At 65.5% G+C, this 10,514-nt stretch carries 10 protein-coding genes; 4 read left to right on the top strand and 6 right to left on the bottom strand.

Annotated features, from left to right (window positions below; translation table 11 throughout):
* From GXB81_RS28920 to GXB81_RS28905, 4 genes are all read right to left on the bottom strand, one after another.
* On the bottom strand, positions 1-301 hold a 301-nt coding region (locus tag GXB81_RS28920; RefSeq protein WP_241016564.1), incomplete at its 3' end, for a histidine kinase.
* Positions 302-731: 430 nt separating this feature from the next.
* Positions 732-1,502, bottom strand: a complete 771-nt coding sequence (locus GXB81_RS28915; RefSeq protein ID WP_167282260.1) for a ferredoxin--NADP reductase — start codon at positions 1,500-1,502, stop codon at positions 732-734.
* Between the two features lie 586 nt (positions 1,503-2,088).
* The gene (locus GXB81_RS28910; protein WP_205991001.1) at positions 2,089-2,886 is read right to left on the bottom strand and encodes an endonuclease/exonuclease/phosphatase family protein; all 798 of its coding nucleotides are present in this window, start codon (positions 2,884-2,886) and stop codon (positions 2,089-2,091) included.
* Between the two features lie 76 nt (positions 2,887-2,962).
* Complete coding sequence (locus GXB81_RS28905) at positions 2,963-3,577, bottom strand: hypothetical protein (RefSeq protein WP_205991000.1); 615 nt, start codon at positions 3,575-3,577, stop codon at positions 2,963-2,965.
* A gap of 349 nt (positions 3,578-3,926) precedes the next feature.
* On the opposite strand from GXB81_RS28905, the gene GXB81_RS28900 reads away from it, so the two are divergent.
* From GXB81_RS28900 to GXB81_RS28890, 3 genes are all read left to right on the top strand, one after another.
* On the top strand, positions 3,927-4,904 hold the full coding sequence (locus GXB81_RS28900; protein ID WP_205990999.1) for an AAA family ATPase: 978 nt from the start codon (positions 3,927-3,929) through the stop codon (positions 4,902-4,904).
* A gap of 427 nt (positions 4,905-5,331) precedes the next feature.
* On the top strand, positions 5,332-6,438 hold the full coding sequence (locus GXB81_RS28895) for an NAD(P)/FAD-dependent oxidoreductase (RefSeq protein WP_205990998.1): 1,107 nt from the start codon (positions 5,332-5,334) through the stop codon (positions 6,436-6,438).
* A 262-nt stretch (positions 6,439-6,700) separates the two neighbouring features.
* Positions 6,701-7,012, top strand: a complete 312-nt coding sequence (locus GXB81_RS28890; RefSeq protein WP_167042230.1) for a high-potential iron-sulfur protein — start codon at positions 6,701-6,703, stop codon at positions 7,010-7,012.
* Between the two features lie 77 nt (positions 7,013-7,089).
* On the opposite strand, the gene GXB81_RS28885 is transcribed toward GXB81_RS28890, so the two are convergent.
* Entirely contained in the window at positions 7,090-8,631 is a 1,542-nt protein-coding gene (locus tag GXB81_RS28885) for an amidase family protein (protein WP_205990997.1), read from the bottom strand.
* A gap of 227 nt (positions 8,632-8,858) precedes the next feature.
* Complete coding sequence (locus GXB81_RS28880) at positions 8,859-9,557, bottom strand: dienelactone hydrolase family protein (RefSeq protein ID WP_167282266.1); 699 nt, start codon at positions 9,555-9,557, stop codon at positions 8,859-8,861.
* A 319-nt stretch (positions 9,558-9,876) separates the two neighbouring features.
* On the opposite strand from GXB81_RS28880, the gene GXB81_RS28875 reads away from it, so the two are divergent.
* On the top strand, positions 9,877-10,514 hold a 638-nt coding region (locus GXB81_RS28875), incomplete at its 3' end, for a nitronate monooxygenase (RefSeq protein ID WP_205990996.1).

Raw genomic sequence — 10,514 nt, 5'->3', positions numbered from 1 at the left:
GGTTCGCGACCGCGAGTGCGGCCGAGCACTGCGGTGGCGCGTCGGCGGGCAGCCAGGTTTCGATGCCGGCGAGCGCGAAGCGTGTCGCGGTCAACTCGGCGCCGACGCCGTCGTGCAGTTCGCGAGCGACGTGACGGCGCGCGCTTTCCTGTGCCTGCACGAGTTCGGCCGACAGTTCGCGCACCCGCGCGCGCAGTTGTTCCAGTTCGCGCACCGCGGCGCGCGACGGCGCGTCGACGCCATCACGCGCTGCGGGCGATGCTGGCTGCGCGTTGAACGGGACGGCAGTCGACGAATCCATGATTTTCCCTCTCAGGACGCGATGCGGACAGCGAAGCGGGCGCGGACAGGCAGCGCGAAGGAAGAACGCGTGCGATTCTCAGGCCTTCGGGTGCGTCCGTCGCACGAGCGTGAAACAGACAGATCACTATGCCGGAACGTAACGAAATTTACATTCGGTAACAACTAGGTCGGACCATGAGAGGCTAGCCGATTCGTCGTAACTGGCGGCGCGATAATATCTCAAAAAAAGAAAAAATGCAGTCACACCAACGGTTAGCGACGATTTTTCATACTTTGCTTGATGTATTTCGCATCGCCGTCTGTAGGAATAATGCCGACAGGGAAAGTGAAATGATTCACGGCGATTTGTAACGGCAACAAAAAAGGAGCCCGGAGGCTCCTTTTTGCGGGATTCGCGGCGCCGAAAGGCCGCGAATGGTATTGCCTGCCTAGCCGACGAAGGCCTTTTCGACCACGTAGTGACCCGGGTCGTTGTTGCTGCCTTCCTTGAAGCCCGCGTCGTCGAGCAGCTTGCGCGTGTCGCGCAGCATGTGCGGGCTGCCGCACAGCATGATGCGGTCGTTTTCGAGCGAGAAGCCCGGCACGCCGAGGTCGGCGAACAGCTTTTCGGTTTCGATCAGCTCGGTGATGCGGCCGCGGTTCTGGAACGCCTCGCGCGTGACGGTCGGGTAATACAGCAGCTTTTCCTGCACCAGCTCGCCGAGGTGCTCGTGTGCCGGCAAGTGCTCGGTGATGTATTCCTTGTACGCGAGTTCGTCGACGAAACGGCAGGTGTGCGTGAGCACCACGCGCTCGTAGCGGTCGTAAATGTCCGGGTCCTTGATGATCGACATGAACGGCGCGAGGCCCGTGCCGGTGGAGAGCAGCCACAGCGTCTTGCCGGGCAGCAGGTTGTCGGCGACCAGCGTGCCGACCGGTTTCTTGCCGATCAGCACTTCGTCGCCGACCTTCAGGTGCTGCAGACGCGAGGTGAGCGGGCCGTCCTGCACCTTGATGCTCAGGAATTCGAGATGTTCTTCGTAGTTCGCACTGGCGAGGCTGTAAGCGCGGATCAGCGGCTTGCCGTCGACCGGCAGGCCCACCATCGTGAACTGGCCGTTTTCGAAGCGGAACGACGGGTCGCGCGTGCAGGTGAAGCTGAAAAGCGTATCGGTCCAGTGATGGACGCTCAGGACGGTTTGTGAATTGAGGTTGCTCATGGCTTCTTGGATAGTGCGAAAACAAAGGCGGCCAGTCGTCTGAGCCGGCCGGCACGGCAAGGGCGATGCTGCGCTAACCCGTGGTCGGGAATCACGCGCAATCCGCTATTTTACCGCGCCTACTGGGCGGGCCGCGGCGGTTGAGCGTGGCGAAGCGGGTTGCCGCCAGGCAAGCGGCGCCACCGGCTGTCCGGCGTCGCAAAGTACGTTGGCGTGAGTGCGGCCGTGCTTCAGCGGGGTACGGCGATTCGGCGAGTGCCGCGCAGGGCGGCTGCCATCGGCTGTCCGGCTTGCGCGAAAGCAGCGCGCCGCGCGGACGACAATTTCGAGATCATACCGAAAGGCGGCTTGCGCTGCAGCATTGACCCTGCTGATAAAACTGGCAAACGGGGCGGGCAAGGCAGCGCTGGCGGCGGGGTGCGTGCGGGGGCTTGCAGGTGTTTACGCTGTCCGCTTAGTGATTTTTTTAGGTACACAGTTACCGTTGTGAAGTGCCACATGGCGAGCTAGGGCTTTATAAGAAAAGGATTTTTGACGTCTATGCTTTGATGACGCCAGACGCGCAAAATAACCGTCCGGCTCATTCTCATTCGAGCCGCAAGCGCGCCATATACGGCAAATGGTCCGACAGCCACGCGGTCTCCTGCGTCGGCTGGATCCATTCGACCGGCTGCATGCCGCGCACGAACATCTTGTCGAGCGACAGCGCCGGCGAGAACGCCGGAAACGTGCGTGCCGGTTCGCCGAGCAGCGTCGCGACTTCCTGCAGGCCGTGTTCGCGAAAGAGCGGCACCGAGTCGTTGCGCCAGTCGTTGAAATCGCCGGCCAGCACGAGCGGACCGTCGGGCGCTTCCTTGGCGATCCAGTGCGCGATCCAGTTCATCTGCCGCAGGCGCGCCGGGCGTGTCAGCGCGAGATGCGCGCACAGCAGCGTGACGAGGTGCCCGCCGAAGGTCGCGCGCGCGACCAGCAGGCCGCGCTTTTCGAAGCGATGCGCGGAGATGTCCCAGCGGCCGCCGAGATCGAGCGGATGCGGCGACAGAATCGCATTGCCATGCCGCCACGACGGCTTGAACACGTTCGGCCCGAGCGCGACTTCGAGTTCGAGCGAGCGGGCGATCTCGGTCGCCTGGCAGTGCCAGACGTCGGTCAGCGGATCGTCCATCGGCGCGCCGAAGCTGCTCGCCAATACCGGCGACGGCATGCGCCGCGCCATCGCTTCCTGCAGGAAATAGGCGTCCGCGTGGGTCGATTGGACCCAGCGCTGCATCGCCTGCCAGGCCTGAAAGCCGAGCGGCGTGCGGCCCTTGTGCAGGTTCCAGCTCACCGCGACGAAATCGTTCGGCGCGAGATTCTCGCGGATCAATTCTTCTGGGTTTCGCATGCCGCGTTATCCACGTGTTCTGTTTGAAGGCTTCGATAAGAGGCGTTGTTCGGGGGCGCCGTGCATGTCGGCCAGGTCAGTTCGATGCGCCGTTCGGCGTACTGGCGGCGTGGCTGTTCGGACTACCGTTCGTATCGCCGTTCGGCGCACCGGCCGCGCTGCCGTTCGCACCGTCATTCGCACTGCCGTTCGTACCGTCATTGCCGTTCGCGACCACGCTCGCATGCAAGCGGTAAACCAGCTTCGGATTGCTCGCGACGATCGTCCAGCTCGCCCATTGATCCGGCGGCACGACGAGGCCCGGATGGCTTCCGCTCACCAGACGCGGTTGCGGCGGCAGCTTGCAGCCGATGTCGGTGCGCTGGGGGGCGGCGTCTTCGAGCGTTTCCTGCGTCTCGATCGACATCGTCACGCCCTCCGGGTCCACGCGCAGCGGCGAGACGGTCAGCGTGCGCGACAGATCGATGCTGCCGGCCGGCTGGTCCTTGCAGCCGACGTGATGCTGCACGACCCGATGATGCGTATCCGTGTGCGCCTGGCCGACGGTGGTGGTGCCCTCGAACGAGTCGACCTGCTGATCGTCCTGCATCACCTGCAACTGCCATTGCACGACCTGCTGCGCCGGCCGTTGTTGCGCGTGTGCGAGCAACGAAGCGCCAAGCAGCATGGCCACGATACTGGTTTTCCACATGGAAGGAATCTCCGCTCACGGCGTCGGCCCGCATAGTGGGCAGGTAAGTTGCGAGGCCGGTGGCCGGTTGGTCAGAGAGCCATCTTACCCCTGATGGCCGCAACGTTTTCTGACCCGTCGAACGGGAAAGCGGTTCAGCAACAATGCATTTCAGATAAGGACGGGAATCTTCGAAGCAATCGTTCGAGGCCGCTGGAAAGCGCCGCGGCGGCGCACCTGAAACGCCCGCGCTGTTAGCAGCAGAGCCGCATGACTGCTGGCTTGCACGCAATCACGCCGCCGTTACACTGGTCCTGAGCCGGCGCTCACAAGGCGCCGCCGCAGCAGGACCAGCAAGACGGGGTGAGCGATGACGACAGCAATGGTCAAACAGGAAATCGCCGTGGCCTCGTTCAGCCGGGTGTACGACCTCGATCAGGTCGAAGCCGCGCTGAACGGTCTCGGCGAGGGCGCGAGCGAGGCGCTGCGCGCGACCTACGAGAAGATGCTGAAGACCGGCAATCTGCGTTTCTGCGTGAAGCCGAACCGCATGCCGTCGATCGACGATCTGCTCGACGCGCTGCCCAATTTTTCCGCACCGCTCGACGACATCCGCAAGCAGGTCGCGCTGTGCCTCGAAACCGAAGACCGGCTCGAACTGATGCCGATGCTGCTGCTCGGCGACCCCGGCATCGGCAAGACGCATTTCGCGAAGCAGCTCGCGCGCCTGCTCGGCACCGCCTACCAGTACGTCGCGATGAGTTCGCTGACGGCGGGCTGGATTCTGTCGGGCGCGTCGTCGCAATGGAAGAACGCGAAGCCGGGCAAGGTGTTCGATGCGCTCGTGAACGGCAGCTATGCAAATCCGGTGATGACGGTCGACGAGATCGACAAGGCCACCGGCGACTCGCAATACGACCCGCTCGGCGCGCTCTACGCGCTGCTCGAACACGACACCGCGCAAAGCTTCATCGATGAATTCGCCGAGATTCCGATCGATGCCGGCAACGTGATCTGGATCGCGACCGCCAACGACGAGCGCGCGATTCCCGAGCCGATCCTGAACCGCATGAACGTGTACGAGATTGCGCCGCCGGACCACGACGGCGCGCGGCGTATCGCGCAATCGATCTACGACGAGATCCGCTCGGCGCACAACTGGGGGCTGCGCTTCCCGGCGCTGCTCGGCGACGCGACGCTCGACGCGCTCGAGCGCGCCTCGCCGCGGGAAATGCGCCGTGCGATCCTGAACGGCTTCGGGGCTGCGCGGATCGCGGGCCGCGACGAGATCGAGCCCGCCGATATTCGCCTCGATTACGGAAACCGGCGAAAACCGATTGGTTTTTGAGTTTTCGGGCCATTTTTTGGATAAAAAACGGCCTTTTTCTCACTTTGACGGGCGACAGGCGGCAATTCATACGTCGTGCGACATCAATGTCGCAGCAATTATTGCTGTTTTTGAGATACATCTTGGGCAGGTAAATCGGCACCGAGCCCTCAGGCGACATACACTGAAACTTTCCGACCGCCGCATCGTGTGCGCGCCCGAGACAGAAATGCCCGCAGTTGAGCGAACTGCGGGCATTTCTGTCTGTACCGCGTCGTACAATTTTGCGTGACAGGGGTAGCAGGACACGAGCGGACAGAGGTGGCGCCATGGGCTCGACGGCGGCGTTCGGCAGCGAGCGGACCGCGGCACGCAGGCGCGGCATCCTGTCTTCCTCTCCATCGGCTGAACGAGGCAGCGCGCGGCGCAGCAGGCCGCGTCAACGGATATGGATCAGATCGAATGCGTAGTGATCGGCGCCGGCGTGATCGGCCTCGCGACGGCGCGCGCGCTGGCGGCGCGCGGGCGCGAGGTGATCGTGCTGGAAGCGGCCGAGGCGATCGGCGTGGGCACCAGCTCGCGCAATAGCGAAGTGATTCACGCGGGCATCTACTACCCGCGCGGCTCGCTGAAGGCCGCGCTGTGCGTGCACGGCCGCGAAATGCTGTACGACTACTGCGTCGAGCGCAACGTGCCGCATTCGCGCTGCGGCAAGCTGCTCGTCGCCACGTCGCGCAGCCAGATTCCGCAGCTCGAAAGCATCATGGCCAAGGGGCGCGACAACGGTGTGCTCGACCTGATGCGCATCAGCGGCGATCAGGCGCAGGCGCTCGAATCGGCACTCGAATGCGTGGAGGCGGTGTTTTCGCCGCAGACGGGCATCGTCGACAGTCACCAGTTCATGCTCGCGTTGCAGGGCGACGCCGAGCGCGACGGCGCAGTGTGCGCGTTTCACGCGCCGGTTCAGGCGATCGAGGCGCGCAACGGGCGCTTCGTCGTCACGGTCGGCGGCAATGCGTCGACCACGGTCAGCGCCGCGTGCGTCATCAATAGCGCGGGCCTTCACGCGAACGCGCTCGCGCGCAGGATTCGCGGACTCGATGCGCGGCATGTGCCGCCGCTCTATTTCGCGCGCGGCAGCTACTTCAGCATCTCGGGGCGCGCGCCGTTCAGCCGCCTGATCTATCCGATGCCGAACGAGGCCGGCCTCGGCGTGCATCTGACGCTCGATCTCGGCGGCCAGGCGCGCTTCGGTCCCGACGTCGAATGGGTCGACACGATCGATTACAACGTCGACCCGCGGCGCGCGGACTCGTTCTACTCGGCGATTCGCACGTACTGGCCGGCGCTGCCCGACGACGCATTGCAGCCCGCGTATGCGGGCATTCGTCCGAAGCTGTCCGGTCCCGGCGAGCCCGCCGCCGATTTCGTGATTCAGGGGCCGGCCGCGCATGGCGTGCGCGGGCTCGTCAATCTGTTCGGCATCGAGTCGCCGGGTTTGACGGCATCGCTCGCGATTGCGCAGCGCGTTTGCGAGCTGGCCGGGCGCGGCTGATGTTTCGCGCGGCGCGCGGGTGTGCGCGGGTGTGCCCCGGATGAACCTCGAATGCGCTCCGAATGCACCTCGAATGCGCGCGGCGTAGTGTCGCGCCTTGCCTCGCGTCGCGGCCCGTTCCACCGGTCCGCTCGCACCGCTTCCCCGTACCGAACCGCTTATCTCCACCATTTGAGTCATCACGCGCGCCGGCTTCGTTGCTATGCTTGGGGACCGTCGTCATCAGAACGGCGTTAGTTCAATATAAATGGAGTGAGTCCCCATGAGATCGTCCCGTCGTACGTTTCTGATTACCAGTATTGGTGTGGCATCGACGCTCGCGCTGTCGCGCCAGGCGTTTGCCGATGCGCCGAAGGTCACCGAAGCCGATCCGACCGCGCAGGCGCTCGGCTACAAGGAAGACGCGAGCAAAGTCGACAAGGCGAAGTTCGCGAAATACGCGGCAGGCCAGGACTGCGGCAACTGCAGTTTCTTCCAGGGCAAGGCGGGCGATGCCTACGGCGCCTGTCCGATGTTCGCGGGCAAGCAGGTGTCGGCGAAGGGGTGGTGCAGCGCGTATAACAAGAAGGCCTGACGCAAGCCGGGGCCAACGTTATTGGCCGGTTTGCGCGAGAGTGCGCCGCAGCATCGCGGCGCACTCTCGATGGCGGCCTATCGCCGCGCGTTCAGCAGCGGCGGCCGCCGGTCGAACCACGGCCGCGCCGCTTCGAGTTGCGCGGCGAGCCGCAGCAGCGTCGCTTCGGCGCCGTTGCGCGCGGCGAACTGCACGCCGATCGGTAGCCCGCGCGCATTCCAGTAGAGCGGCACCGACATCGCCGGTTGCCCGCTCAGGTTGAATAGCTCCGTGCAGCCTGCCCACGCGAACGCCTTGTTCGACGCTTCGAGCAGCAGCTTCTTCATCAGCCCTTCGAACGGCACCGCGGTGACCGCGCGCATCTGCACGCGCTCGAACTGCGTGGGCTGCATCTCGCCGATCTTGATCGGCGCGGCCGCGAGCGTCGCGCACAGCAGCACGTCGTAACGGTTCAGCAGATCGGTAAGGCGTTCGGTGATGCGGCGCTGTTCTTCGAGCGCTGCCGGCAAGCCTTGTTCGCCAAGCTTGCGGCCGATGTGCGCCATCGCCCACGTCGAAATTTCGAACTCGCCGCGCACGGGCTTGTGGCCGCTGATGCGCTCCGCGTTCAGCACGATGTCGTCGGCGACGACCGACCACAGCGTGAGAAACGCCTGACGGACCGCCGCGAAATCGATGCCGAGCGACACCGGTTCGAGACGATGGCCGAGCGAGCTGGCAAGTTGCGCGGCGTCGTCGAGCGCGGCGCGCGCATCGGCGGACAGCGACGGCGCGAGCATCGGCTCTGTCACGTAAGCAATGTTGAGCGGTTTGAAGGGCTCGCGCGTTGCGTCGAGCGTCGCGCCGAGAAACGTGCCGGGCGCGCCGCTCGGCCGCTCCGCGTGGCCCGACAGCAGATCGAGCAGCAGCGCGCTGTCGCGCACGCTGCGCGATATCGCGTGATCGATGCCGAGTTCGCCCGCGGTCGGCGGGCTCGCGCGCGGCACGCGTCCGCGCGACGGCTTGAGGCCGAACAGTCCGCAGCACGAAGCCGGAATGCGGATCGAGCCGCCGCCGTCCGAGGCATGCGCGAGCGGCACGATGCCCGCGGCGACCGCGGCCGCCGCGCCGCCGCTCGAACCGCCCGGCGTGTGATCGAGATTCCACGGATTGCGGCACGCGCCGAATAGTTCGGGCTCCGTATAAGGCATCTGCCCGAGTTCGGACGTACTGGTCTTGCCGAAGATGTTCAGGCCCGCCGCTTTCGCGAGCGTGACGACGGGCGCATCCTGGGTGGGAACGAAGTGGCGATAGTGACGGCTGCCCATCGCCATGCGCAACCCGGCGATCGGCGCGCCGAGGTCCTTGATCAGAAACGGCACGCCGGCGAGCGCCGCGTGTGCGTTGTCCGCGCCGTCGAGGCGCCCGGTGCCATGCGCATTGTCGTCGCGGCGGGCGTCGTCGCGCGAGGCGCGCTGGCGTGCCGCGTCGTAGTCCTTCAGGACGACCGCGTTGATCGCGGGATTGACGGCTTCGGTGCGCGAGATCGCGACGTCGACCAGTTCGCGCGCGCTGATCTGACGTGTGCGTACGAGTTCGGCGAGGCCGATGGCGTCATGAGCGAGATAGTCTGAGTGCACGGCGTAGGAAGCCTCGTTGTCGGTTTGGGTTGCGCGTCGACTGCGGGTGTCGACTGCAGGCGGCGGCCGCGTCGAGTCGGGCCGGCTGTCCGCGCGGGCGATGAAGCGCTGCGCCGGGTTGCGCGTTGTCTCGCTGAGGGTTGCCCATGAAAAAGACGGCGTGTCGCCGACCCGCCGTCTTGCCGAGCGTACCCGAGTGACGCGCCCGGCGTGACCCGCCGCGCTCCTTACATGCGCTCGCCGAGGAACGTCAGCGTGCGGCCGTGCGCCAAGGCCGAGGCGTGCTGGTTGTACGAGGCGCGGTCCGAGCAGTTGAAGCCGTGATCGGCGTTCGGGTAGATGTTGAACTGCACGTCGGCGCGGCCCGCGAAGCGCTCCTGAATCTGGCCGATATCGGACAGCGGAATGTGCGCGTCGAGCTCGCCATAGTGGAATTGCATCGGCACCTTGACGCTGGCGGCTTTATCCAGATGGGTGTGAATGCCGCCGCCGTAGTAGGCGATGGCGGCGTCGAGCGAACCGGCCGCGGCGGCCAGGTACGCGAGGCGGCCGCCGAAGCAGTAGCCGATCGCCGCGACCTTGCCGGTCACTTCCGGCAGCGCGCGCAATGCGGCGGCAGCGGAGCCGATGTCGGCGACCGCGTCGTCGAGTTTGGTCTTCTGCATCAGCTCGATGCCCTTTTCGCGGTCCTTGCCTTCATACGTCAATTCGACGCGCGGCTGCACGCGCCAGAACACGTCCGGGGCGAGCGCGACATAGCCGTCCTGCGCGTACTGATCCGCGACCGAGCGGATATGGCTGTTCACGCCGAAGATTTCCTGAATGATGATGACGGCCGGTCCCTTGCCGCCCTTCGGCAGCGCCAGGTAGCCGCCGAAACTGTCGTTGCCGGCGGGGATGTCGATCCATCGGGAAGTCGTGCTCATGCTGTTCTCCATTGACTCGCGCGGGCGCCGCGCGAGGTCGGGGTAGTCGGAACGCCAAAGGCCGGCCGGCCTCGGGCGGGCGCTTAGTGTGCCATCAAAAGAACCGCCTTGCAGCAGGGCTGGGCGGGGCCTTGCGGCTTGCTTCGCGCGCCACGATTCTCGTCAGGCGATTGAAACATTCTCGATAATTCATTTCTCCGGCGGCGCGCATATGGGTAGAGTCGGCCGTATCGGCTCGCGCCGGCAGGCGCATCACGCGAACGCGTGGCGAGCCTCTTGCACAGATATGGCCGGCCTTGCGCCGGAAAGGAAACCGATCATGAATGAGGGCAATTTTGTGACGCCGTTTGCGGCGCGTTTTCAGATGCGCGTGCCGGTCGTGCAGGCGCCGATGGCGGGCGGCGCGACCACGCCGGCGATGGTCGCGGCGGTGTCGAATGCGGGCGGGCTCGGTTTTCTCGCGGGTGCGGCGCTCGAGCCGGAGAAGATCGCGAGCGAAGTCGCGGCGATTCGCGAACTGACCACGCGGCCCTTTGGTGTGAACCTGTTCGTGCTCGATCCCGCCTCGCCGGACGAAGCCACCGTGCGCCGCGCGCTCGACGCGATCGATCCGCTGCGCGCCGATCTCGGCCTGCCGCCCGGCCGGGCGCTCGAACGCTATGCGCCGGACTTCCGCGCGCAGTTCGAAACGCTGATCGAATTGCGCGTGCCGGTGGTGGGCTTGACGTTCGGACTGCTGGCCGCCGCCGATGTCGATCGTTTGCATGCAAACGGCCAGTATGTGATCGGGACTGCGACGCATGTCGCCGAGGGTGTCGCGTGGCGCGACGCGGGCGCCGATGCGATCGCCGCGCAAGGCGCCGAGGCGGGCGCGCATCGCGGCACCTTCATCGGTGCGGCCGAGGATGCGCTCATCGGCACGATGGCGCTCGTGCCGCAACTCGTCGACGCGAGCGG

The organism is Paraburkholderia sp. Ac-20336 (assembly GCF_017105025.1).
Classification (GTDB): Bacteria; Pseudomonadota; Gammaproteobacteria; order Burkholderiales; family Burkholderiaceae; genus Paraburkholderia.
Note: the sequence above shows the minus strand (reverse complement) of the source record. Positions and strands in the feature narration are given on the sequence as shown.

What these genes read in the sequence shown, in the direction of transcription:
- GXB81_RS28915 (WP_167282260.1), bottom strand. Translation starts at nt 1,502, where the DNA reads ATGAGCAACCTCAATTCACAAACCGTCCTGAGCGTCCATCACTGGACC.
- GXB81_RS28910 (WP_205991001.1), bottom strand. Translation starts at nt 2,886, where the DNA reads ATGCGAAACCCAGAAGAATTGATCCGCGAGAATCTCGCGCCGAACGAT.
- GXB81_RS28905 (WP_205991000.1), bottom strand. Translation starts at nt 3,577, where the DNA reads ATGTGGAAAACCAGTATCGTGGCCATGCTGCTTGGCGCTTCGTTGCTC.
- GXB81_RS28900 (WP_205990999.1), top strand. Translation starts at nt 3,927, where the DNA reads ATGACGACAGCAATGGTCAAACAGGAAATCGCCGTGGCCTCGTTCAGC.
- GXB81_RS28895 (WP_205990998.1), top strand. Translation starts at nt 5,332, where the DNA reads ATGGATCAGATCGAATGCGTAGTGATCGGCGCCGGCGTGATCGGCCTC.
- GXB81_RS28890 (WP_167042230.1), top strand. Translation starts at nt 6,701, where the DNA reads ATGAGATCGTCCCGTCGTACGTTTCTGATTACCAGTATTGGTGTGGCA.
- GXB81_RS28880 (WP_167282266.1), bottom strand. Translation starts at nt 9,557, where the DNA reads ATGAGCACGACTTCCCGATGGATCGACATCCCCGCCGGCAACGACAGT.